This is a genomic window from Bifidobacterium sp. (assembly GCF_022640935.1).
In the GTDB taxonomy this organism is placed as follows: Bacteria; Actinomycetota; Actinomycetes; order Actinomycetales; family Bifidobacteriaceae; genus Bifidobacterium.
In genome coordinates this window covers 25,579-52,088 of sequence record NZ_JALCCV010000013.1, presented here as the reverse complement: position 1 = coordinate 52,088, position 26,510 = coordinate 25,579, and the positions used below count along the sequence as shown (strand labels likewise).

Sequence of the window (26,510 nt, the reverse complement as noted above, 5' to 3'; positions counted from 1 at the left end):
CCGTCCAGCCGCTGCTCCACGACTTCGGCGCCGTTGTAGATCGCACGGGGGAACGCGCTGTCATGCGGCGTGGCGACGATGATTTCGTCGGTTGGGCATTGCAGCGCCGCGACATCCTCCGGCAATGCGAGAGTGACGTGGCCCGGCCCCGGAAGGTCGACATGGAATTCGCAAGAGGCGAGCACTTCGTTAGCAAGCGTTCTGCGTTCGACGCTCCAGTTGCCGTGCCAGGATTCGTTGGTGTCGTTGGCAATGACCAGCGCCAACCTGTCGCATGCCGGCCGCATGCCCTCCCAGCTCAGATCATGCCAGGCTTTTTCGGAAATGCGCGGCTGGATCGTGGCGAATCGGGGGGCGAAGAAGTCACGCGAGGCATACCACAACGGTTTGCGGCGGCCGTCGTAATCCACTGCCGCCCAAGAGACGACAGGCCAGTCGTCGTTGAGCTGCCAGATGAGCACGCCGGCGTTGACCGGTTCCAACGAGCGCATATGCTCGACGCCGAAGCGCACAGCCTGCGCTTGCTGCAATTGGCAGGCCCAATGCCAGTCCTCTGTATTCGGCCAGGAATCGGTGGGTATCAGCCAGCTTCGCGTGCCGTCCGGGTTGTAGCTCACATCGTCGATACGACCTGGCGTCAGGTGCGATCGCATGCCCCGAGCAAGTTTGTAATTGCCTCCTGCGGCCTTCTGATGCATGAGCATCTGCTTGCCAAAGGGCTCGATGGGCTCGTCGTGCACTACGCTCGTAAGCGTGCTCCAGGCAGGCGGTGCCTGATAGCCGAATTCATCGGCGAAGCGAGGCGTGTAATCGGCGAATTTGCGGTAGTCAACACGGTTCCACACGTCCCAGATATGCATGGTGCCGTCGACGTCTTTATTCGCATCCACGAATTTCGTGAAGCTCATCGGCGAGCTCGGCAGATAGACGCGCGTAGGATCCAGCTCGGCGAGCAGCCGGGGGAACAATTCGGAATAATAGTAGTCGCCCCACGGTTTTTCGCCGTACCCATACACATTCGCCGGTCGGTCGTCGTCGCGCAGAGCCTGTTTGAATCCGGCCCATTCCGAGTAGGCGACATAGTTTTCGTTCGACCCGTTCCACACCACCAGGCTCGGGTGCGAGGAGAGCCGGGCGATATGCTCGCGCGCTTCGGCTTCGATTTCCGCTTTGGTCTCGGCATCTTCCGGATAGGCGCCGCAGGCGAGCGTGAAATCCTGCCAGACCATGACGCCCAGCCGATCGGCGAGTTCGTAGAATTCGTCGGATTCGTAGATGCCACCGCCCCAGACACGCACCATATTCGCGTTCGATTCCACGAGATCCGCGAGTATGCGACTGTAGCATTCCTTGCCTGCGCGAGACAGCAATGCATCCGCCGGCACCCAGTTGTAGCCATGCGCGTGCACGGCTACATCGTTCACATAAATCTGGAACGGGCGCCCGATGTCGTCCGCGCGCGTGTCGACGCGCACGGTGCGGAAACCGACCGCGCCGTGCCACGCGGCGACGGGGTCATGATCTGCTTCGTCTCCGAGCGACACGTCCACGTCATACAGGGGCTGCTCGCCATACCCGCGCGGCCACCACAACTTGGCCTGCGGGATCTTCGCCGTCAGGACCGTGGAATTCCTGCCCTGCGCCACTTCGCCGTCAATCACAATCGAGCTGCCGGATCCACCCGCGCCATTCGCGTTCGACACGCCCTTGCCTGAAACGCTTACGCGAACCGGAACAGGCTGCGCGCACGCATGTGCATCAGGACCGGTCATGACGCGCCCTTCGCCGGCACGCTCAATCTCAACCGTTGCAGCAAGCACTCCAGTGCCATCAGGGAGCACATCGACCAACGGCCGGACAGAGGCTATGCGCGCGCCGGACCACGAGTCGATGCCGATTGGCCGCCAGATTCCAGCGTTCGCCGCGTCGATCCCCCAGTCCCAACCGAATTGGTATGAGGGTTTGCGCAGCTGGTTGAAGGCGTGATGCTCGGTATGGGGATAGTATCCGATCTCCTGTTCGCGCCGGTCTGATTCACGCACCGACGAGGCAAACGTTACCGTCAATGTGTTGCGGCCGTCATGGAGCATCGGCCGCACGTCCCAGCGATAGGACCGGTAGTAGTTCTTCGCGTTCCCGATCAGGCGCCCGTTGATCGACAGCGCCGCGACCGTGTCGAGCCCATAAGCCACGAGGTCGTGACGAGCCTGGCCGTTCGCATGCCATTCGAAGTCACAGCTGAACTGCCAGTCGACATCGCCGATCCACTGCTGATGGCTCTCCTGATCGCCATCGAAAGGGTCCGGAATCAGCCCTGCGCCGACCAGATCGAGCGTGGCCTCGCCCGGAACAGTAGCCGGAATTCCTGCGGCGAGCCGATCTTGCAATTCGACAGGTGCGACTTGCGGATTCAGCGCCTTGACGGACCAGCCGTCTGTGATGGGAGTGAAGGTGGCGGGAACGTGAGTCATGAAATGCTCCTCATATGAATTGTTGCCGATAGCGTGGCATTCGACTTCTGCCGCGATGGCTGCAGAAAGCTTGACAGTGTGGATAGGTCTGATTTAAAGGGGCGCGCCGATCAGGTCACTCCTTGACGGATCCTGCGGCGATGCCGTTATAAATCTGTTTTTGGAAGACGAGGAAGAGGATCAGCATCGGCAGCAGCGTGATGATGACGCCTGCGCAGATCAGGTTGTATTTGCTGCCCATCGGGCCGGTGAAGGAGTACAGCGCGATAGCGATGGTTTTCAGGCTCGAATCCTGCAGATAAAGATTCGACGCATAGTATTCGTTGTAGACGCCGACGCCTTTCAGAATCATGCAGGTGACGATGGCAGGCTTGAGCAGCGGCAGCAGAATGCGCGAGTACACGGTGAAATAGGAGGCGCCGTCGACGATAGCCGACTCGTCCAGCGAGGTCGGGATGTTTTCGAAATACTGGATGAACACGTAAATCGAAATGACGTCGGTGCCGCACATCATGATGATGTAGCCCCACATCGTGTTCACGGCGTTCAGATTCACCATGATCTTGTACAATGCAACCTGCATCGCCACCCCCGGCAGGAGCGCTGCAACCGTGAACATGCTGCGGACGAAAGCATTGCCCGGGAACGTGAAACGGCTGAGCACATAGGCCAGTTGCGTGCCAATCAGCGTGGTGACGACGAGCACAATCACCAGTATGAACACCGAGTTACGGAAGGCGACCGCCATGTTGCTGGTGGTAAAGGCCTCGATATAGTTCTCGAAGTTGAACCAGTTCCTCGGCATCTGCATGACGTTGGTAGACTGGTATTCTTCACTCGTTTTCGCCGCCGTCACAAAACAAGTAACCAGCGGCAGCAGCATCCAAAACGCTATGAAGACAAGAGTGACGTATTTAAGCGCTACAAAAATGCCGTTCTTCGCCGTATACCAAGGGGATGCCGTTCGCTTGGCTGCGCGCGCCTTGACCTGTGCCAATGTATCAGTCATCATGCCACCGTCTTTTCGCTTTTGCTTGACAAATTGTTCAAAGGATTATCGACCGCGCTGCTCGCCGGATTATGCGACGGCCCATTGCGGAAGATCGGCGCGGCCTTCCTTGTCGCCTTGCGACGCTGCCGCTCGATTTTGCGCGCCTGCTTCCTCGCGGCCTCCGTGCCATCGTCGGCGCCCCTGAACACGTATCTGAAGAACAGCTGCTGCAACAGCGCGACGATCAGAATGATGACGAGCAGCACGATGGCCATGGCCGAGGCCAATCCGACCTTTTGATTGACATGCGCCAGACGATCCATAAGCACGAAGATCGTCGCAGTGCCGTTCGCGCCGGTGGTTATCACGAAGGGGCCTTCGAAGGCGGTGAGCGAACCAGTGATCGACAGGATGACATTCAGCACCAGAATCGTGCGAATGCCTGGAAGAATGATATGTCGGAACTGTTGGAACTTATTCGCGCCATCAATTTCAGCCGCTTCGTAAAGCGAGGAATCGATCGACATGATCGAGCCAATAAACAATATGACCGCTTGCCCGAGGTTACGCCATACCGAAGCGCCGACCAGGGACCAATTGTTCACCGCTTGGTCCCTGAGCCAGTAGGGCAGCTGATCCAGGTTGAAGCCGCACCACTGCAGCACGGTGTCAAAGACGAACCCGCGGGTGTAGAAGAACTTGAAGATAAAGCCGACTGCGATGCCGTTGATCAGGTATGGGAAGAAATAGACGGCTTTGAACGCATTGCCGCCGCGCACTTTGAATGCCAGCACTGAGGAAAGATACAGTGCAAGCAGCACTTGCAATATCGCACCGACCATGTAATACAGGCTGAGCTTGAGCGAGGAGAGGGTATCCGGTCGGCTGAACACGTCGACGTAATTCTGCAGGCCCACCCATTTACGCGCGCCGATGTACTTCATCTTGAAGAAGCTATAACCCACCATGCTGGCAAAGGGCAGGTAAGTGAATACGACAAGCAGCGTAACGGGAATCGCACTGAATGCCGTGACGATACCGGCCTTGCGCCAGTTCCTCGGCAGCTTGTTGACCGGTATATCGCCGGTACCGTACCTGGATACGGCTGAATCGCTTGTGGCAGCAGTCATTGTCTCTCCCTTTACGGGTGTTGTAGGTTCTGCATTCTGTTGTGTGCTGTGTCATTGTCGGCAGCGCAGCAAGATATGTACTTTGCTCATGTCAGATGAGCCGAATAGGACACTCGTTGCGGATGCCGGCGGGCATGGCTTGAGGAGCCGTGTCGCCGGCATCCGCAATGAGGATGTTTTCTATGGCTTGTCGCTAGTGTGACAAATTACTTGGCGACGGTTGTGTACTTAACGTCCACGCCCTCTGTCTCAAGAGCGGAATTCCACTTCTCGTTCCAGCTCTTCATAATGTCGTCATAGGACTTGCTGCCGGTGGCCGCCGCCTCGACGATCGACTGGACCCGCGAATCGCCGCCCGTGTTGATGGCGAGTTCGGAATCGCTATTCAGATCGTTGAAGAGATCCTCTTCGCCTTTGACTGCCGGCTCATCCTCGATGAACTTCACATCCTTGAAGTCCCCGTACAGCTCGGGCAGGCGAGTATCAGATTTTGCCACGGAAACGCCGCCCTCGTTATACGCGAAGTTAGACTTCTCGGTCAGCCACTTGACAAAGATCATGGAAGCTTCCTGATTGTCCTTAGAAACCTTCTTGTTGATGCCATAGGAGTAGTCTGCCGCGGAAGACGTATACTGCTTGCCGTCCACCGAAATCGGGAAGGGCATATATGCGACATCGTCAGGATGGTCGCCAGCGGCCTTCATCTGCGAGACGGCCCAAGATCCAAGCACCATAGTGCCGATCTTGCCGCCGTTCATCTGCGTCTTGCTGCCTTCCCAGTCGGTTGTGGAGTAATCGTCTTCGGTCAGCTTGCCCGCAACAGCGTCGTACAGAATCTTGTAGACGTTATACGCATGAGTGCCATCGCCTGGATCCGCAAAGGGGTCCTTGGTGTGCAGAAGCTCCTGAGCCATATATTTATCATCGCCGGTCGCGGTGCCGCCGATGTATTGATCCCAGGCGCCCATCGTCCAGCCCGCTGCATAGTTGGTGTACAGCGGAGTGGCATCGGTCTTCGACTTGATTGCCTTCAGCGCGTTGATGAACTCCTCAGGGGTCTTGGGCAGCTCGGTTATACCCGCTTTGGTGAAAACGGCCTTGTTGTATACGATGCCGACAGCGGCTCCAGTGCTCGGAACGCCATATACGTTGCCGTCATATTCCTGAGCATGAACGTACTTGATCTCCTTGTCCATATCTGAAGTGCTGCCGTAGGGCAGGAAGTACGTGCTCAGGTCGGATCGATCCACAGCCGGGATAAGCATGATGTCACCCCAGTCGTTGCCCTGGAGGCGCGTGAGCGCATCCTTCGCATAATCGGCGTCAGTTTGGATTTCGACTTTGATATTCGGGTACATCTTATTAAATTCGGCCACATACTGCTTCCACGACGTTCCTGGGTAGGAAGCTTGGGCCATATCGGTTCGGTTCGAGAAGACCTTGATAGATGCCTTCAGGTCTTTCCCGGTTTCGCCCAGCTCGATGCTGGGATAGCTGAGATCTGTGGCTGCGCCGGACGAACCGCTGCCTCCGCACGCCGCCAGCCCGACGACGCACGCACCAGCAACCGCAGCCGCGGCGATTTTTTTCAACGACATCATGTTCTTTTCTCCTCACGTCATTCGCTGACAATGATGGGAAAGAGGACTTCCTTGATCCTCTTTCTGGCCGCGGACTCCGCCTTCCTGGCGGCTTCGTTGGCTCTCCCCCGTCTCGAACCGTCAATCTTCGCCGGTTCTCAACGCGATTACTTGCACGATAACATGCACCACGGGAGTTTGTCAACCGGTTAAGTTGCATGCATCGAATTGAAACGGCATGTTGTTCATATATTGTCCATTCGACGGCGATATTCACGGACACGCCCACTGGCATCAAGGCCGATCATCTGCACGACGTTTGTTATACGCAGGTTTTGCCGCCCTTCACTTTCCTTGTCCCCCACAGCTTCTCGTCCCTTCTGCCAACACTCTCACCCGAGGGGCCGCACGTGTGCAGCGCAACCTAGAACCGTTGATATTCCAACAAAAATTCGGTTTTGCATAATCTCCACGGAACACGATGCGTTACGCGGCCCATGCATCCGCCCGCGACCCGCGGCTCACCCATGGCGGCCGGAGGGGCCCGGAATGGACTCAGGAATCATTCACCGTTCCTCAACGGTCTATCGGACGATTATCCAAATGAACTTCGATTAAGCTAACTTAATCGGTTTTGTTTTGTATGCACTCGAGCGAAGTTCATCGACACGCTGACATAGCGCCAGTAACCCGGGGAGGCTCTTACCGTCGTGGCAGGGCAAGGGGCAAAAGCGCCGCTCCCGGGCCTCCGAGCAGATCCTCGTATGATGCTGACGCTGATATGTCTGCAGGGCTCGGCCTTGCCGCGATCCGCTCGTACCTCTACCATGCTCCCACGATGACAGACTCTCATAGCAGCGCCCTGAAGTTCTTGACCCGGTGGAATGTGATGGCGTTGCTGTTGTGGTAGGAGTCCGCCCCGTTCATCGCGGTGCGGCTGACCACCAGCAGGTCATCGCCATCCATGATGAAGCTGGGGTACTGCGCCGCGACCCACGCTGGATCGCAATCGCCCAGATCCACCACCCTGGTCACTACCCGGAACGCGCGCAGATCCCGGGAAGCCATGAGCGAGAGGATATTGCGCGCGGCCGGCAGGGCGGGATCCGCGATCTCGTTGGCCAGCGCCAAATAAGTCTGGCTCGGCTCGTCGTAGGCTATTTCGAACTTCGAATTGCTGCCGCCGTTGAAATCGCTCAGTCCTTCGAAGCGCAATCCCGCGCAGTTCGGCCCGGTGGCCTTGAGCATCAGCGCCTTGCCGAACCGAGGCGTCGAGCCGTCCATCTGCAAGCGCAGTATATTGCGCACGACGCCGTCCGGCGCGACGACCGCATTGCCTTCGAGCGCGGCCACATGGCGAAGCCCCTGCGGCCGCTGATCGGCCATGCATAGCTCGGAAAGCCGCCAAGAAGAAGGATCGAGCAAGTCGCCTGAGACGTCGCCGACCAGCAGCGCATTGGCGAAGCCGGTCTCCCACGACCCGTAATCCACACCGGTCACCAGCCGGCCGCCCACCTCGACAACCGGCATCGGCGCCTTATGGAAACCGCCCACATCCGCGTTGCCCGATCCTCTGAACAGCACGGTCGGCGCGCCCCAGGTGCGGCCTTCGTCCGCGGACCGGCCGACGAGCAGATCACCATATTCGCAGCTCATCCCCAGCATGTAGAGCGTGCCGCCGTGCACGAACAGCCTGCCCCACAGGCACGGCATCAGCTCGGCGACGAAGTCCCATGTACGTCCCTCGTCTCGCGATTCGAACAGCAGCGTGAGATTCTGCGTCCCGCGCCACATGAAGACGTCCATCGAGACCAGCAGCGCCCCCGAAGGCAGCCTCACAATCGAGGGACTGGCCAGATACCGGCCCGAGAAACGGAAAGCATTGTCTCTGGGATGCAGGTAGTTCACGACGCTGCCCACCATCCGCCCGCAACGCACCAACCGAGCACCGCTGGTCGCGGAATCGCCCGGCGCATCGCCCGGCTCACTGCCTGGCGCGCCATCGGAAGACGCGTCAGAGTCGACGCAGCCTACGGTCACCGAGTAATCCACGCCGTTGCGCAAACCATCCACGCGGCAGCGATCCCCTGCGACGAGCAGTTCGCCAGCGTCGCCGCCGCCCTCGAGCGGACGCCACCGGACTCGGTATCGCCGCGGACCTTTGGCAGAATCAGCCGGCTCATTGTCGCGCGCATCAGCCCATTGCGCACAGAACCCGGCATCCTCCGGCGCTATCCGCGTAATATGCACATCGCACACCGACGGCGCATTCGGCGGACGGTACCACGTATGGCCCCAATCACTGCTGGCAGGCATCGACATCAGTGCGCAGCTCCTTCATTCCCTTGGCGTTTGCCCGAAAAGTGAGTACGACCGGCCGATTCTACGCGGCGATTTTGAGCCGCAAGGTATTCACCGATGCGGGCTTCAAAACAGCTGCCAGCTTCGTTCCCCGGGCCGAGGCGAACGCTTCATGGGTGGGTATTAGCCGAGGCTCCTCACCCGGAACGTTGCAAGCGTGCAAGTCATCGGACGCCAGCGAAATCATCGATTGCATCTCGACAGGCCTGTCGAAGGCGAGATCCACGTCGATCTCCTTATCCGTGCGAGCATTAATCAAGTCCACGGTTATCTCACTTCCCTTGATTGATGCGAACTGGTACGCCTTGGATTCCTCATCCTGTCTGGGAAGTCGGATAGCCATCGCCCCGCGATGGGCCTTATACATTTCGAATACGTAATAGTTGGGCGTGAGAGCCATCTTCTCGCCATCCGTCAGAATAAGCGCATTCAAAACGTTGATCGTCTGCGCATTGCATGCCATAGACACTGTATCGCAATTGCGTTGCAGCACATCCAAAGTCAGAGCGGTAGTGATCGCATCCCTGATTGTCGCATGCTGATACAGAGCCGGACGGGCCACGGTCGCGTCTCGGTGCCAATTGCCCCATTCGCCCACGATGAGGTCAATATGCTGCAGTCTCGGATCAGTGGCGAGCTCGGGCAATGGCATCGCCGCCAATCCATTCCTGATCATCCGATCCTGCCTGAAAATTTCGTCCTCCAAATCCAAGCAGCCCTTGACGAGCCTGTCCCACCCTTCTTTCGGATAACTGGTGGAAGTGTCGTCTTCGTGGGCGATGTTCCAGTTGTAGAAGTGAACATCATAGCCGTCGATCTTCGGCTGGCGGTAGCGGGCCAGTTCATTGAACAGATCTTTTGTCCAGTTGACTCTCTCAATGGGTTTGTTGCCATCAGGGCCAGACGCGATTGCGTACATGGCGGACTGTTCGCCTATCATATGGGTGAAGGAAGGCATAGCTGAGGAAAACCTTCGGTATTTATCCGCATACGCCTCCGGGGTCAGAGTGCCGCCGCCGCCCCAGACTTCGTTCCCGACTCCCCAATACCGGACCCGATACGGTTCAGGGTGTCCGTTCTTGGCCCGTTCCTGCGCAAGCGTCGTCGGCTCTTGTCTGTTGCAGTATTCCATCTATTCGGCCATCTCGCGCGGCGTCCCAGTCAGCATATTGGCACTGATCCAAGGCTGTGCACCTACTTGCTCGCATAAACTCAGAAACTCATCGGTCCCAAATTGATGCCGGTCGAGCTCATACGTGCCGAAATTCTCATTGAACGTGATGGGGCGCTGATCCCTGGGGCCAATGCCATCCCTCCAATGATACCTATCGGCATAGCAGCCTCCGGGCCATCGAAGCAATGGTGGCTGAAGCCGTTTCAACGCGTCGAGCACATCAAGCCGGATGCCGCGCATGTTTGGAATAGGGGAGTCCTCGCCGACCCATATGCCGCCGTCAATGCAGCTTCCGAGGAATTCGATGAACTGCCCATGAAGCTCAGGCCGAATCCGGCCGATGATATCTTCTGTATTAATCTGTATTACCACGACAATTCCTTGTTCGTCTTCATCACGCCGCCCTGTGTGTCTTCGTCATCTTCAACGGATGAGCTTATAGTATGGCGAGCGGTCGCCTTTGAACAACTGACGCGAACCATGCAAGACAATACCCCAAAAGATTCAGCCACTGCGTACACATTGGTCCGCACCGGGGGCGTTGTGGCGGAAAGAACGACTTCGCCCCCCGGAAGCCCGCGCCGCACGTTGCCCAAGTTGACTCGATGGGGAGCCGGGCACATTACCGTCCGTTGCGGTAGGCGCGCGGGGAGACGCCGGCGTACTGCTTGAACTGAGCGGAGAAGTAGTGCTCGTCGGAGCAGTGGAGCCGGGCGGCGATGTCGCGCACTCGCATGCCGGTGTTGCGCAGCAAGGATTGCGCGAGTTCGATGCGCTGGCCCAGATAGTACTGGTACGGCGGCATGGCGTACGCGCGGGCAAAGGATCTGGTCAGCTGCGAGACAGACAGCCCCAATTCCCGAGCGGCCTGACCGAGCCTGATGTTGTCTTCGACATGCCGGTCCAGATATTCCCGTATCCGCGCGGCATATGGGTCGGACGCCTGCGGCTGAATGGTGCAGAGCGCTGACAGTCCGGCGAAGATCTCATGGATCAGCAGCGCGGCACGCACAGACAGCCCGGCCGGATCGTCCTTGCCGGTTTCGCACGCATCGAGAAACCGCTGAAACAGCGGATGGACCGGCGCCCCGTGAAACAGCATCGTCCCTTCGAGGCCGTATTCGCGATACAAGGCATCGCATAGCGTTCCGCTGACATTCATCCATATCTTCTTGTACGGATCCGCAGCCACCGCGCGATATTCGTGACGCACCCCGGGCGGCAACAGGTACACGTCGCCCGCGCCTGGGCTGAAGCGCTGTCCGGCGCACATAACCTCGCCGCGGCCGGCGATCACATATTCGACGCAGTACAGGTCAGCATGATCTCTGACGATGTGGTATGTGCGGTCGGGGAAGGTAATGCCGGTCATGTGTATCGTCAGATGCCGTTCGTTCGGCAGCTGCCCCGGCACGAAACTGACAATATGCTCCATATGCGTCGATTCCTTACTTTTATGCTTGCATTCAGCCAGTTATTCTATTGTTGTGTTGCAATACCTTAAGTATAAAGGAAATAGAGCCTTGGCGGATCGATCCGGCGGGCGCACTCGCATCAGCGACGATAGAGGAGACACGCATATGACCAGCATTACAGCCGAACCCAGCGCCGAACCGCGGTCCGAAGCCCCGGGCCAAGCCACCATTCCTCGTCCCGAGCATCCCGACCCGCAATTCAAACGTTCCACGTGGCGCAATCTCAACGGCCCGTGGGACTTCGACTTCGACTTTTCCGCTAGCGGCATCGACAGGAAATGGTTTGAAAACCACAAGTTCAGCACGACCATCACCGTGCCGTTCTGCCCGGAAAGCGAGCTGAGCGGCATCGGCTTCACCGATTTCATTCCCTGCTGCTGGTACAGGAAGACTCTTGATCTCAATGCGGAAGAGCTGCACGGCAAGGTCGTCCTTCACTTCGGCGCGGTCGATTACGAGGCCCATGTATATGTCAACGGCGTCGAGGCGGGCTCCCATCGCGGCGGCTACGCGTCCTTCGCAGTCGACATCACCGCGCTCGCACATGAAGGCGGCAACGAGCTCGTGGTGTGCGCGCTCGACGACACGCGAGGATTGCGCCAGCCCACCGGCAAGCAGTGCGACCACACCGAGTCCTACTCGTGCCTCTACACGCGCACGACCGGGATCTGGCAGACGGTCTGGGCCGAATTCGTGCCCGAGACCCATATCGAATCGGTCAGATACCACACCAACATCCACAATGCGACCGTCGCCGTCGAAGCCGATCTGCACGGAAGCGGCACCTTGCACGTCGAAGCGTTCTTTGACGGTTCACCATGCGGCGAAGCGCAGGTGGAATCCAATGGGGGCCTGACGCAGCTTACGCTGCCGTTGACCGAGACTCACTTGTGGCAGCCCGGCGAGGGCAACCTCTATGATCTGAAGCTCACCTACGGAAACGATTGCGTGGGCAGTTACGTCGGGCTGCGCGAAATCCGGCTCGACGGCTACCGCTTCCTCATCAACGGCGCATCCGTGTTTCAGCGTCTCGTGCTCGACCAAGGCTTCTACCCCGACGGCATCTACACTGCGCCCACCGCGCAGGATCTCGAGAACGACATTCTGCTGTCGCAGGCGGCTGGTTTTAATGGCGCTCGGCTGCACGAGAAGGCCTTCGAACCGCTGTTCCTGTATTATTGCGATCTGCACGGCTACCTCGCATGGGGCGAAATGGCCAGCTGGGGCTTTGACATCAGCCAGCTCAGCAGCTACGAGATTTTCATCCCCGAATGGATGGAAGTCATGCAGCGCGACGTGAACCACCCCGCGATCATCGGCTGGTGCCCCTTCAATGAAACCTGGGATTTTGGCGGACGCAGGCAAATCGATGAAATACTGCGCATGACCTATCGCATCACCAAGGCGTACGACCCCGAGCGTCCCTGCATCGACACAAGTGGGCATTACCACGTGGAGACCGACATCTACGATCTGCATGACTACGAGCAGAGCGTCGATAAGTTCGCCGCCCGCTACGACGACTGGGGTCGGGGCAAAGCCAAGACTCCGGAGCTCTACCCCGACCGTCAGCATTGCGATGGCGTGATGCCTTTCTTCATCAGCGAATACGGCGGCATCAAATGGGATCCTGCGCAAGATCAGACCGACGAGGGCGCCTGGGGCTACGGCGAACAGGCGAATAACGAACAGGAATTCCTGGACCGATATCGCGGGCTGACCGACGTCCTGCTGCGCAACCCGAAGATGTTCGGTTTCTGCTTCACGCAGCTCTACGACGTCGAGCAGGAACACAACGGCGTCTACGATTACCATCGCAATCCTAAGGTTGATATCGCCGCCGTGCGTGACATCAACATTCAACCGGCGGCTATCGAGCGCGCACCCGAGGCTGCCGCTCGCCAGTCCGCACCAAAGGAGGCTGGGCAATGCGCATAGGAGTTGGGACGACCCTCCCCCACGAGAATCCCCACGAGTGGGCCAGACTGCTGCACGACTGGGGCTGCACTACAGCGGTGTGCCCGGTGGATGCCACGGCATCGAGCGGCGTGCGCGACGAATATCTGCGTGAAGCACAGCGCTATGGACTGTCGATAGGAGAGGTCGGCGTCTGGCGCAATGTCATGTCGCCGGAGCCGCAGGAACGCAACGCTTCGATCTCATACGCCGAGGCGCAGCTGGCATTGGCGGAAGCGATCGGAGCCGGCTGCTGTCTCAACATCTCCGGCAATGCCGGGCCGGGCGGCTGGGACCAGTACAGTCCGGAGAATTATTCCGAAGAAAGCTATGAGCGTCTCGTCGACACCACGCGCGAGATCATCGATGCCGTGCACCCGACACGCACCTATTACGCCATCGAATGCATGCCTTGGATGCTTCCTGATTCGCCGGAAAGCTATCTGCGGCTGCTTGCCGACATCAATCGTCCGCAGCTGCGCGTCCATCTTGACTATACGAATATGGTCAATGGCGTGCCGCGATGGCGGCATCTGCGCCAATTCATCCAGGAATGCTTCACCCAGCTCGGGCCACACATCGTGAGCGTCCACGCCAAAGATATCCGCCTGGACGGCGCGCTGCCGGTCACTATCGGCGAGACGCAGCCGGGCACCGGAAGCGTCGACTTCGCCCTCGTGCTGCGTCTCGCCGCCGCACTCCCCGGCGACACCACCCTATACACCGAGCATCTCGATACCATCGAAGAATACCGCGACGCTGTGGCCTTCCTCAGGCGCACGGCGAGCGAAGCGGGGATAGCGGCATAAGTATACAGAAGACCCCACGCCCGGCACCAACGCACACGCCGGACTTGATATGCGCAAGTCGCCGGCTACGGATTTCGAATGGCCATGTTCCGCCACTGAAATCCGTAGCCGGCGACTTGCGCATACTGGCTCGAATGAACAACCTCAACGACATTCGATGGAAGTCGCTGAGACATGCGAAATACCGCTGAGAGGCAGGACGTGTCCCTCGCTCGAAACCATGCGGCCACGGAGCATTAGTGCGATCGAGCGGAAAGGCCACTCAATCGCACTAGTGTCCGACCGGTTATCTGTCGGCTATCAGTCGATGCGACGCTGCTTCTTGCGCAGCACCACGCTGACGCCAGCGGCACTGCCCAAAACCATCAGCACCAGCGCGGCCACTGCGACATCCCGCACCGCGCTGCCGGTCTTTGAGAGGCCGTTTGCAGACTCGGCAGGAGTGGCAGGAGTGCCCGGAGCGACAGGCGGAACGACCGGAGCCGTGGCCTTTGGAAGCAGTACCACACCGGCATCCCACGTCGGGTCGATGCCCTGGGTGGCTCCGATAGCGCGGTACGCATAGTCGCTGGTCAACGCCGTGTCCGTATCGTCGAGCGTGATCGAAACAGTCAGCCCGTCGTTCACGTTGGCGTCCGAATCGGCAGTGTCATCTCCCTGATCCTGCTTGGTGAATCCGTAGATCTTCTTCTGCTCGTCGTTCAGCACGAAGTGGACCTGATAGCTTCCGGCTGGCAGATCATCGAAGACGTAGCGTCCATCCTTGTCGGTGGTGGCAGTGGCGATGACCTTGCCATCCTGCACCAGTTCGACCGTAATGCCGGCCAGCGGCTTCTCGTTCGGGTCCTGCACGCCGTTCTTGTTCGCGTCGATCCAGACGATGTCGCCGATGGCGTAGGTCTTCGTCACGAAGCCGAAGTCAAGCGTCGGATCGCGCTGTCCGTTCTCGCGCAAATCGCCCTGCCGAGTCGAGACTTCCCATGTGGAGGAGTCGCTCCCACGGTCACCTTGGCCGGCGAGTGTCGGCACATAAGGCTTGAGGGCATCAGCAGATGCCTTCTGGTCGATCGTGACCGTATAGGTCTGGTCGCCGGAGAGCACCGGCAGATCATCGAAGGAATATTTGCCGTCCTTATCCGTCTTCACCGGACCGACCGGATTGCCATGAATATCGGTGACCGGCGTGCCGTCAGGACCAACCAGCGTCAGCACGACATCCGGAATACCCGGCTCGCCCGCATCCTGGCGGCCATCGCGGTCCGAATCGACCCAGACGTAGTCGCCGACGGAGACCGAGGGCACGAAGCCGAAGTCAAGGGTCAGATCCTTGTCGCCATCCTTCGTCAGATCGGCGGATTCGGCAGAACCGGTCGAGGAGTCGTTGTCTCCAGCGCCCTTGTTCCCGCCTTCCTTGGTCGGGGGAACATCCTTGACCGGAGAGCCATCGGCATCGGCATCAACGGTCACGGTGTAATGCTCGCCCCGGGGAAGCGCAGGCAGATCCGGGAACTCATATTTGCCGTTCTCGTCGGTTTTCACCGGCTTGACCGGATTGCCGTAGACATCCGTGACGGGCTTGCCATCAGGACCAGTCAGCATCACCGTCACGCCGGCGATGCCCGGCTCCGTGTAGTCGCCGTTCTCGTCCGTGTTCTGGATGCCGTCGGCATTGTCATCCCACCAGACGCGGTCGCCAACCGAAACCTTCTTGAGCACCACGCCCGCATCCCAAGTCGGGTCGATGCCCTGCGTGGCATCGAATGCCTGGCCGGAATAATCTTTGGTGACCGAAGAGTCGCCCAAGGTGATCACGTCCGTGCTCGCGGTCGCAGCCTCCGCATCGGCAGCCAGCGCATCGGAATCCGTCTCATCGGATTCGGTGCTCGGACTGCTCGTCGTGAACCTGTAGTCGCGTGCCGTGTCGCCGGTCAGTTCGAAGGTGACCTTGTACTCGCCTGCAGGCAGGTTGTCGAACTTGTAGAGGCCTTGGGCATTGGTTTCGGTTGGTTCGACGGTATTGCCGAACACATCCTTGACCGGTTTGCCATCGGCATCGGTCAGCGTGACCTTCACTCCGGCCAGCGGCTGCTCGTCCTTGCCTTGGAGCCCATCGCGATCAGTGTCGATCCACACATAATCGCCGATGGCATAAAGCTGATCGTCACTCATTGTCAGCTTGGAAGGCGACTGGGAACCGTCCCCGCCCAAAGTCACCGTGAACTCGACCGGGTCCGCGAGCTTGGCGTAACCCTCAGGAGCCGTAGTCTCAGTCACCGTCACCTTGTAGGTGCCGCTGTCCGGAATGATGATGGCCTTCCCATCGCCTTGATCGCCTTGCACCAGCACACCATTGCTGATCGTGGCGTCAGTGAATGAAATGGGATCGTCGACAGAATCGCCGGTCTCAGCATCGATCTTCTGGGCAGACACCTGGAACTTCCCGCCGGCAACGGCGGCAAGAGGGTTCTGCGTGTTTGCCTTGGAGATAAGGATCGGATAGCCCTCGCTTGGCACAACAGTGGCGCCTGCACTGCCAATCGTGTTGATGATCGGCTTATCGGCAGTCCAATCCGTCAGCTTCGTTCTGAAGATGAGCGAGACAGGTCCCGATATTCTGGCCCCAGTCGACCCGTTATAGTTTTGGGATTGCAGCTTGATGCCGTTGGATGAATCATCCCAAACGGCTTCGAGATTATTGTCGAGCAGCCAAGGGTCATCTGCGGTTCCCGTTCCCCCGTTGGCATTCTGCACACCATCGAACGTAAGGCCAGCGGGAAGTACGTCCCTCAACGGCACAATCCAGGAATTGTACCCGCCGTGTGGAATCACTTCGACCTTGTAATAGAAGAAGTTGTTGGGGGCTGCCTCTGTAAGCGTGTTCGGATCGATCCGAAGTGTGGAGGAGAAGTCGCTGGCGTTGCCGTAGCTGACCGTTTTGCGCACTTCGTACTCGTTGCCAAACGTGGTTGCCTCGGCATCGGCGGAAGACGTATAGGAAGGCGCCTCGTCGGCACCATCGGCCGTCGCCGTGTTGGTGATCTGCAGCGTTTGCTTGCCCGTGATCGGCTTCAACTCCAACGGAAGCGTGATTTTGAGCTGCTGCTTTGAATCAGCTTCATGCTCACTCTTGAACTGGTCGGAAGCGACCAGCGTCAGCTTGCCCGTTGCGTCGACATTGACCTTGAAGGCGGAGCTGTCCTGCTGCGTGCCACCGTATGTGATCACGAGGTTATTCTGCAGAGCCGCGACAGCCTTAGCACTCAGATCGAAAATATTGGGATCCAAGGGATCGGTGATTGTCGTCTTGGTCACGTCAATGCGGTCGTATGTCGTGTCAGCGTTGAGAGTGAAGGTGAAGGGGACGGTGGCCGACTGGCCCGGCTCGACATGGATCGAGGCATTGTCCGCGGTTTTGTTGAACACCTTGCCGTCTTTGACTGGATCGGAACCCGGGGCTGTCGGATCGAAGACGTGGTCGACAACCCAAGTGTGGAAGCTCGGCGTGTTGTTGACGTTCGGATTGCCCTCGGTGTGGGTAAGCACGTAAAGGTCGTTGTTGAGTTGCCCGACAGTCCGATCAGTGTGACTGTCGTTGTACTGTTGTAGCAATTTCGATGGATCGGTGATTTGGGCTTTCAGCTCGATCTTGTATGGGTTAGGATCTGTTCCAAGATTCACGTATACGTTAAGTCCGCTCACGTAATACGAGAACGGAGTCGCCTGCAAAGTATTGTTATCGTTGACCTTCGTAAGAGGAACGTCGGCATTCGTCTTCGTATTTGACGCCGCAATGAAGTTAGCATCATCAGTGAGCCAATGAGCAGCACCGGAACTCTGGTTCTGCGGCAGCAGCGCATCTTGGACGATGACATTTTGAACTTCGCCGTTCTCGTCCTTAGCCAGCGTGCGGTAAGCGCTCGTTCCATCAAAGTAGCTGAGATCGGCGTTCAGAGTATAGGTGACATCCTGAGGTATCACTTTACCGTTTTCATCGTATTTGACGACATATGAGCCACCACCATATTGATTCTTAACCGAGTTACCCCCCAAGCTCGATTCCTTCGAAAACAGCGGGCCTCCATCCGGACCGTTCCCATCGAAGCCGCCCGGGACTTTGATCTCCGCCTTGATATCGGCCTTCTTGTTCGTGCTCTGGCCTCCCGATGCGTAGACAACATTGTTCGTCAGGATTTCCGAGATAAGGATGCCGCCTTGATTGTTAAGATCAAGCTTGTCGAAATCGGCATTCAGTTTGTCGAGCAGATCTTGTGCGCCTTTTGATGTCAGCTTCTCCGTGTACGTGATGCGAAGTCGGGAATTCGCCGGCAGATCGACATTGTCATAGGTGAAATCCTGCCCCTGGAAAGACGGCTGGGTAGTGAAATCTTCGGTTCCCTTGGTGACGCCGTTCTCGTCGTACAGCGTTAGCGTGGGTTGGAATGAGCCTTTATCGACCTGCAACCCCGAGGGAGCGGTATCGGTGATCGTCAACCCGTTGCGCGCATTTTTCGAATCTACAGACAGCTGGTACGTGATCGTCTCATCGGTGATCGACTTGCCGTTCACCTCTTTGAACGCAATGCCGGTCGGGTCCCCGTTCGCATTCCTTGTAATGTCAAGATACTGGCTGAGATTGCCGCCTGCAAGGTTCTTGTTTGTATTGTCGTTAACGGGATTGACCGGTGACGACGGATTCTCGACGATGATGTTGACTGTGCTGGGCGTGCCGTTATTCACGCTCCATGTCACGTCCTGATAACTGGTATCGTCGACGTTGTTCACAATCGCATGCAGGTCGTAGCTTCCGCCGTCGACGCCGGTCATGTCGCTTTTGAACGTGAACGTGACCGTTCCGGCATCCTTGTCGCCAACCGCACTCGCGAGAGCGGCATTCCCGCTGATATCAAGATTCCCGTTGGGAACCGTAACGCCGTCAATGACCTTCAGCGTCACGGTTTTGCCTGCGAGATCCGCCATGGTGGACCCATCGGCACCGGGATAATGCAGATTGAATGTGACTTGGGAGCCTTGGGCAAGCTTGTCGCCTGCCGTGATGGGATCCCCATTCGAATTCAACAGGACAATGGAATAAGTGCCTTCCGCGGCAGCTCCGCCCTCAGCGGCGAGCGCCTCGCCAGGCCGTACCAGCATGCCCACCAAAACCATCGCCACAGTGGCGACCAATGCCACTGTCGCCCTCTCTATAGTTCGCAGAGACACTACTAACTTGCCGGTATGAAACCGTCGTGTTCTCATGGGATTCCTTCACCCTTCAACCAGAAACCGCAAAACTCGTTGTCAGGCCATAATGAGCCGGCAAGAGCATCACGAAATATTTACATTGTTTGCCAGCGTAGGTCCGAGACGGGTTTTTTACAAGAGTCTGCGCGGGTTCTCAGGTATGTTCACTGCCATGTGAGACTGTCATATCCCCAGTTTTTACATGCGCGTCAGCACATGGTTTGAGACCAGGCAGGTGCCGAAATGCCCTTAGGTCTCTTTTGCCTATTGCGCAGAGGCACCACCCGCGACATGCGTCGCAACGCTGTGCCTCGCCGCGGTTCACCCCTTCGGCCGCCACGCGGCGTGCCGTATCTGCCGCCACGGAGACAGGCTGATCCGAAGATACGCGGCATCGAGCACAATGGCGGCGAACAGCATCACCATCCACCACGGGAACCTCGGGATGGTCGGTCGTTTGCTGGCGTCGTTCACGGCGGCGACAGGGGTCGGGTACACGCGCTGCCCGGTCACGAAGATGCGCTGCGTGTTGATCCCCAGCGGCGTGCAGGTCACGAGCGTGACGAGGTCTTGGCCGGCCACGGGCCGCAACGATTTGGTTTGATCCGGGTCGACAACCTGGGTGCGGATGACCCGGTACGTGAGCACGTCGCCGAATGTGCTGATGGTGAATTCGTCGCCGTCCTTGACCTTATTGAGGTATGTGAACATGGTGGCGTTGGCCAGTCCTCTGTGACCGGTGAGCACCGCGTGCGTGCCCTCGCCGCCGACGGGCATCGATGTACCCTCGAGATGACCGATGCCCTTGAGCAGCGTGGCGTCGTCAGTGCCGTGGTAGACGGGCAGGTCGAGGTCGATCGCGGGTATCTGTATTCTTGCCATGACACCGCTGTCGCTGCTCAATGCGGATTCATACAGGCTGTGCAGGGATTTGTCGGCACTGCTGGTCGGGGCGTTGTCCTCGGCCTTATAGGTGGCGGCTCCGGTGCTCAGCTTCGAGTTGTATGCACGCGCGAGGGCGATTTCCCTGCTGTCCTGGGCCTTAGTTGCGGCATTCTCGCCCTGTAGATTGCTGATGATGACCTTGGACTGGTTATATTGGCTCACCCAAGAGGCGGCCATTGGGTAGAGGAGCGCACACACGCCGAGAAAGGCGAGGGCCCCTGAGAGGATGGTGATCATGCCGCCGCGGCGGGCGTCTGTGCTGCGGGTGTTCCCGCTGCCGCCCCGATCATTGCGGGCATTGGGATCAGCGCCGCTGACAGCTTGGCCGTTGCCACTGGCTTCATTGCGCGTGTCGCGGCGCTGGGACGCCGCCTTGTCGGCGGCAAAGAGACGTCGAAGCACCATGCGCACATCCTTTCCTGGAGTTGCCAGAGCTGCAAGCAGCTATATCATTGCTATTGCCATCATTGACTGACGTATACGGACATATGCGAAGAGAGACACTCGCCATGCATGGAAGCATGGCCGGAATACTTAGCACGAGACCCGAACCGCGGCAAACCACATCAGGCTGGCGATGCCTGCAACAAGTTGGACCGAAGTTTCACGTTTTGCCATGTGGAACCGTGCTGTTGTTCGTGCATCATGCTTATTTGTAGCAGACTTCAGGTGCTGCGGATGTCTATCGGGCTTATTTGTAGCACCTTTCGCACATCACCACGACTATTGCCGTTGCTGCATAGCGGTTTTAAGCCCATACGCCCGCGCTTACGTTGAAACAATGCTACAAATAAGCGAGATATACCTCTGCAATCATGAAAACGTGCCATAAATAAGGTCGATATGGCGTATTTCGTGATCCCGCGTGCGAAATCTCAGGCTCAAGCTTTGCACAGGCATCAGGAAAGATCCTTCAAGCCGTCTTGGGCCAGATGCCCGGAGACGGGAAACTGTGCGCCACCCTTATATGACGAGTGCGCCGCAGCCTTAGGAAGCCACGACGCACTCGTTATATCAAGCATTCATACGGCCTTGACCGCCGGGTATAAGCCCCGGCAGCCCAAGCCATACGAATGGATGAAGTTTGCTCAGGCCCTGCGCCTGCGGTTGGCAATGACCAAGGAGATGGAACCGCCCACGAGCAGCACGCCCGCGGCGACAACCACAATCATCGCTTGCGAGCCGGTCAGCGGCAGACCGGGGATGGCCTGCTTGGTATTGGAGACTGTTGTATCAACAGTCGAAGTCGCAGTCTGTCCATACTTCACAGCCACGGCCGTCTTCGCCGCATCACCGGAAGGCAACACATAACCGGTTGGCGCCTTGGTCTCGACGACCACATAGCAACGCTGTTCGGCGTTAATTGTGGCGTTCACTGAATCCGAAACGAACAGGCCGGGAATCGTGACCTTGCCGTCGGTTCCGGTGGTGAACGTGGCACCATCGGCGCCGGTTCCGCCCTGGACCTTGATCGGGTCGCCGGTGGTTGCCTTGCTGGTGCAGGAAGCAGCATAGGGATCAGCAGACTCGTATACCTTGAACTCAGCTCCCGTAAGTGGGGCGCTGCCGTTGCCGTCGTCAACCTTCTTGATAATCAGATCGCCCCACTTCTGCTCGACATCAGGTGTGGTCGGCGGAGTCGGAGGATTTGGGTTCGAAGGATCCGGGGGGATATCTCCAGGAGTGGTCGGAGGCTCCGGGGTGTTCGGATTCGTCGGGTCGCTGGTCGTATCAGTGTCGGTATAGAGCGTGGCAGTGTTCTTGATCGTGCCGTCGCCGACCGCGTTCACGGTGGCAGTGTAGGTGACGACGACCTTTTTGCCCTGCTGCGTCTGGAGCCAAGCTAGACCGGCCTTGGTGAAGCCAACCGTAGTTTCGTCGGTACCAGGTGTCGGTGACTTGACGTAGTAATCGGGATTCACATCAACACCATCAACTTGCACAGATGCAACCTTGTGGTTGGTCAGGCGAGAATCGAAATTATCTTTGATGATGTAGTACTTCAGATACGAGCCATCAGCCAGAACCGGAACGTCACCCGTCACGGGATAGGTCGCCGTGGCGCCCAAACCGAGATCAGTTTGAGAGTCCACGGACTTGGTAATACCCGCAACACCGTTCTTCGGGTAGACGTTGACGTCATACAGCCAACCCTTGGTATTTGCATTGTCCGGGAACGGAATCGTCACCAAGAACGGCTGAGCAGAATCAACAACATTGGAGGGACGTTTTGTTTCCACGACAACATACGCTGCCACGTCCAAGCCCTCTGCCTTCGCGATGCCGCCGCTCTGGGTGGTTACATCCGCGACCTTGGTGAGCGTGTGATCCGTGCCGTTGATGGAAATCGTGGTGTTCGGTGTGACGACCGCGGGAACCTTCACGGCGTCCAGGCCGTTCCAATCCGTCGCAGTATTGAGGAGATCCAAATCGTTCACCTTGTATACGGTGAAGGTCACGCCGTCGATCGTATCGGTGCTAATATCGGATGATCCATCAGGCTTCGCGGTCTCATTTGTGGTTGTTTGGTGCTCATGCTTGTGGATGATGATCGAACCCTGAGTGTCCGTGATGTTGCCGAACACCGGGGCTGTGGCAGCACTCGCCGTGGCTGCCGCTAGGAGCCTACGCACAGAGCAGCCGCTGCCGTGCAGATGGCAGTCACCGCTCTCAGGGCTCCCCTTTTCTTGGTTTCCTTCATTTCTGTACCTTTCTTGTCACGCCGAATCAACGACGTAAAAATTAAACCGTAAAACTGTATCACCTATTCGGCGGGCTCCTCTTGGCACCGCCAGTCACCGCGCCACTCGCTATCCCTTGGCTTTCCCCTTCCTGCGTTTCACGGCTATAAAACCGGCAACGCCAGAGAGGGCTAGTACTGCGATGCCTCCTATGAGGAACGAGTCGGAACTCGTTCCACCAGTAAGAGGAAGATCTGGAACTGTTTGCTGCCTATTAATGAACGGATCAGAGAAGTTTTCCTCCAATCCGCTCGCGCCGGAAACAGTGAAGGTGTGTTGATTCGCGGGAAGATTCTCGTCAGGCAAAACATACCCGGTGGGCGCCTTGGTCTCGACAAGAATATATGTGCCCCAAGGCAAATCAGAGACCTTGAAACCGTAGGTGTCACCCGCCGTAGCAATGTTGTTGCTGCCTGACTCCGAATAATCTTTGATCGTCTTTGCGGAGCCATCGGGGTACGTCAATTGCCATTGAGAGCCAGCCAGTTTCGTCCGGGAGGAGTCATCAGCGACTTTGGACCAAGTGACCGAACCAGGCTGCTGCCTATTGGTAAATATGCAGATCACAGCATCGCCAGGGGCAACATCAACCGCCCCGGTGACCTTGTTTGTATTAGCCCCGGTCCCTTGCGTTGCCGAAACTGATTCGAAACTGTCGGAGTTCACCTGGCACTGGAGGTTGTCGAAAGCATATCCCTGCAAAGAGCCTTGGGTCTCTGTGACGTCCACGGACGTCTGCGCCACCCCACTGGGGAAAGTAACGGTCCAACCAGAGACCTTGCCATTCTGATCGGTGTTTTGCACGGTATCACCGCTGATCTGCACCCCGGCCGGCGCGTTATCAGATAGCGCAACAGCCATGGGCCAACCCTGCTTCACCTGATTGCCATCAAAATCGGTAGTAGCGATCTGGTTGCCGTTGACGTCTTGGATGCTTTTTTCTATCGTCACCGTTGCAGGGTGCGGTTTTGCCGTGTTGGTGATGGTGCATACCAAGTCGAGTCCGGTGGCCCAGCTGGCTGGTTTCGGGACAGCGAGCGAACCCGAACCACCGTCTCCCGATGCATTGATCACTGTTTGCCCGGAATCATCTTTGCAGCTCCAGCTTGTGTCGTAGTTTGTAAGATTGGCCCCGCCCGCACCTGTCTCGGCAAAGCTCAACATCTGTCCGCTTGCTGTGAGTTTGGGATCGACAAATTCTCCTGCAGTGTTCTGTATGCCGGTATCAGTACCTGAAGTTGTCGCGCTGCCAAGGGCAGTATTTGAGCTCACATCAGTTCGCGTGAGACTCAGCGAGAACTGGTCGCTATCGTTGTACCTCGACTTCACGTCCTTCTGTAGCTTGATAGTAGGTGGCGACGCACAACTGGCGAGATCGCTGCTTCCCGAAGCAACAGACCACTGCGTGTCCCGTGACCAGGAAGTGAGGTCAGAAACATAGATTGATGCGTTATTGCCTAGGAACACCTTGCCGTCTGTCTGGAATGCAATACCGTTAACGGCAAGGGCATCAGCACCTGTATTAGTAGGCCAATTCGTCGTTGGCTGGGCAACCTCGACTGTAGCCAGTTGCCGATTGGCATTTGCAGCACCAGCGTAGGCGGCACCCATCGTCGAGGCATCAACCCGATACATGTGATTAGTGCCGCTACTGCTGGTCACGAGGTACAAGTTGCCAAGCGCATCGAAAGCAAGATCACCGTTGGTTTGCCCGGAGATAGCGATGTAGCCTATGGCTTTTGTGGAATTGTTCGAAGGATCGAAGGCGAGCAGTTGCATGCGACCGCTCGACCCCGGGCCGCCGAAAACGTAGCGTCCCGTCTGCAAGTCGACCGCTCCAGCGACAAGGTAGCTACTGCCAAATCCTAGACCGACAGTTGCCAGAGTCGTTGTGACGCCGTTGGAAAGATCGCGCCGCGCTATCGTGGCATTATTATTTGTGTTGCGCTGAGCGGCATACGCGTACTGCCCCCCCTCCGAAATACCCAACGCATTCCACGTTCCACTGCCGAAGTCAAACAGTGAACTGCCATATCCGCTGCTCGTGACCTTGTACACGTTGCCGTCACCATTAAGCGAATACACTGCCCCAGCCGTGCATTGCAGAAAGCTGTTGTTAACGGTGGTAGGTACGACGACCTCCGAGGGGTTACTGGTGATCGTAGCGCCATCGACATCGGTGCCGGTAGCCGTGGCCTCGTTGCGGAATGAGCCGTTTGCCGCCTCTGCAGCAGTGAGAACATGCGAACCGGTACACGTCGTCGACGCATTTGGAGCAAGCGTGGTTGCAACACAGGAAATGTCTGATACCTTGTCATCGTGCACCGCGATGCTGTTCAACGTCTCGATGCTTCCATTCGTCACAACAAAGGAATAAGGCACCGTGTCGCCCGAATCATACACTGACTTCGCATTCGGGCTTGAGGAATCCACCTGCTTTACGAGCGAAAGAGTGGGCAACGTGCGTATTGTCTTGATATCGAGGTTACGAATCAGATGGACATCGTTGAGACCTCCCGTTGCCCCAGAGAAACCGAGCTTATAACTTGACGGAACATTGGGAACCGTGGTGGTCAGATACGTGGTGTAATCACTCTCACCACTCATCTTCAACTGAACAGTTACCACCGCACTGTTATTGGCATCCGGCGCAGTGACGGTGATATGTACGCTCACCGGATTTGAAGTTCCCGATGCCAATGTCGCACCCGGATTGACGTCTGTCAGTTTCTTGGTGTCCAACAGGCAATAACCGGAACTCCAGTCCTTGTCTCGAGTGCCGTCAGCCAGTAATTTACCGCCTGGTCCGCGCAATGTAACACTATTAGGAACAATATTACCGGCAATGCCCGGGTTCTCTCCCGCCGCAGCACACCCCTGCCCACGGCCCTCAGCGGCCCTCTGAAAATTCCCGTAACGATCCAGAGCAAGACCGATGAACCCTCCAACAGCGCCTAGGGCATCCGTGGAACCCGTACCGATCTTCGGTGCATATCCCATTGAGCCACCGGTCGCGCCGGTCTTCGTCAGATTATATGAACCATCAGTAAGGAAGAATCCAATACCATCGGCACCGCTACCTCCATACTGAGCCTGATCGAATGTTATGTCTACTCCGTATTGCGCCGGAATCGCCTGATTGTAGACCACACCACCCGACGTGTTGCCGGTGGTGTCGGTGAGCTGCAACCACCCTCCCGAAGTGGGATCAGGAGTAATTCCAGGCGTCTTATTCGTCTTCGAACATCCTTTGATTTGTGTGCCATTCGCTGGATCTACGATCGGGTTCCTGGAGGCATTGGTGAGGCATGCATCTCCCAACGGGATGAACCTTGAACTTGCGACTTGCGTGCCGCCGAAACTCTCCGAGACCAACGAGGTACCAGAGGAATCAGCTGAGTCCGCCGCCAACGCATCATGATTCGTAGTCATCGGCACCACCATGGCCAAGACCAGCGAAGCGGCGAACACTCGAATCAGCATTGACCGGCCCAGTAAGGCTTTACCTTGAGCTAAATGGCGTGCCCGGTGCCCATCGGGAATCACGAATGCAACAAGCTCCGCCATGACCATTCGCAGGGCGAGCATGATTCGATTGCATATTCTGGCGAACAACGTCATTAGTTCTTGTCACTC

The 26,510-nt window shown here is 57.7% G+C and carries 13 protein-coding genes; 2 read left to right on the top strand and 11 right to left on the bottom strand.

From position 1 onward, the window contains the following. The 7 genes from LKG04_RS04740 to LKG04_RS04710 all read right to left on the bottom strand — a co-directional run. On the bottom strand, positions 1-2,471 hold a 2,471-nt coding region (locus tag LKG04_RS04740), incomplete at its 3' end, for a glycoside hydrolase family 2 protein (protein WP_291763351.1). Positions 2,472-2,586: 115 nt separating this feature from the next. After that, the gene (locus LKG04_RS04735; RefSeq protein WP_291761016.1) at positions 2,587-3,483 is read right to left on the bottom strand and encodes a carbohydrate ABC transporter permease; all 897 of its coding nucleotides are present in this window, start codon (positions 3,481-3,483) and stop codon (positions 2,587-2,589) included. Beyond that, a complete protein-coding gene (locus tag LKG04_RS04730; protein WP_291761018.1) occupies positions 3,480-4,592 on the bottom strand; it encodes a carbohydrate ABC transporter permease in 1,113 nt (370 codons plus the stop codon). The genes LKG04_RS04735 and LKG04_RS04730 overlap by 4 nt, the downstream gene beginning before the upstream one ends. A 206-nt stretch (positions 4,593-4,798) precedes the next feature. Beyond that, entirely contained in the window at positions 4,799-6,193 is a 1,395-nt protein-coding gene (locus tag LKG04_RS04725) for an ABC transporter substrate-binding protein (protein WP_291761020.1), read from the bottom strand. Positions 6,194-7,021: 828 nt separating this feature from the next. Continuing rightward, positions 7,022-8,494: a hypothetical protein gene (locus LKG04_RS04720; RefSeq protein ID WP_291761022.1), complete on the bottom strand. Its 1,473-nt coding sequence runs from the start codon at positions 8,492-8,494 to the stop codon at positions 7,022-7,024. Positions 8,495-8,555: 61 nt separating this feature from the next. After that, positions 8,556-9,665: an alpha-L-arabinofuranosidase C-terminal domain-containing protein gene (locus LKG04_RS04715; RefSeq protein ID WP_291761025.1), complete on the bottom strand. Its 1,110-nt coding sequence runs from the start codon at positions 9,663-9,665 to the stop codon at positions 8,556-8,558. 664 nt (positions 9,666-10,329) lie between these two features. After that, positions 10,330-11,142: an AraC family transcriptional regulator gene (locus LKG04_RS04710; RefSeq protein WP_291761027.1), complete on the bottom strand. Its 813-nt coding sequence runs from the start codon at positions 11,140-11,142 to the stop codon at positions 10,330-10,332. 145 nt (positions 11,143-11,287) lie between these two features. On the opposite strand from LKG04_RS04710, the gene LKG04_RS04705 reads away from it, so the two are divergent. Further along, positions 11,288-13,120, top strand: a complete 1,833-nt coding sequence (locus tag LKG04_RS04705) for a glycoside hydrolase family 2 protein (RefSeq protein WP_291761029.1) — start codon at positions 11,288-11,290, stop codon at positions 13,118-13,120. Next, positions 13,111-13,947, top strand: coding sequence for a sugar phosphate isomerase/epimerase family protein (locus LKG04_RS04700; RefSeq protein ID WP_291761031.1), 837 nt, complete (start codon positions 13,111-13,113; stop codon positions 13,945-13,947). The genes LKG04_RS04705 and LKG04_RS04700 overlap by 10 nt, the downstream gene beginning before the upstream one ends. Positions 13,948-14,247: 300 nt before the next feature. On the opposite strand, the gene LKG04_RS04695 is transcribed toward LKG04_RS04700, so the two are convergent. The 4 genes from LKG04_RS04695 to LKG04_RS04680 all read right to left on the bottom strand — a co-directional run bounded on the left by LKG04_RS04695 (position 14,248) and on the right by LKG04_RS04680 (position 26,306). Beyond that, complete coding sequence (locus tag LKG04_RS04695) at positions 14,248-19,137, bottom strand: SdrD B-like domain-containing protein (RefSeq protein ID WP_291763348.1); 4,890 nt, start codon at positions 19,135-19,137, stop codon at positions 14,248-14,250. Positions 19,138-19,509: 372 nt separating this feature from the next. Next, positions 19,510-20,538 carry a class C sortase gene (locus LKG04_RS04690; RefSeq protein ID WP_291761035.1) on the bottom strand — a complete coding sequence of 343 codons (1,029 nt, stop codon included), beginning with the start codon at positions 20,536-20,538 and terminating at the stop codon, positions 19,510-19,512. 683 nt (positions 20,539-21,221) lie between these two features. After that, the gene (locus tag LKG04_RS04685; RefSeq protein ID WP_291761038.1) at positions 21,222-22,766 is read right to left on the bottom strand and encodes a SpaH/EbpB family LPXTG-anchored major pilin; all 1,545 of its coding nucleotides are present in this window, start codon (positions 22,764-22,766) and stop codon (positions 21,222-21,224) included. 177 nt (positions 22,767-22,943) lie between these two features. Further along, complete coding sequence (locus tag LKG04_RS04680) at positions 22,944-26,306, bottom strand: DUF7507 domain-containing protein (protein WP_291761040.1); 3,363 nt, start codon at positions 26,304-26,306, stop codon at positions 22,944-22,946. Between the last annotated feature and the right edge of the window lie 204 nt (positions 26,307-26,510).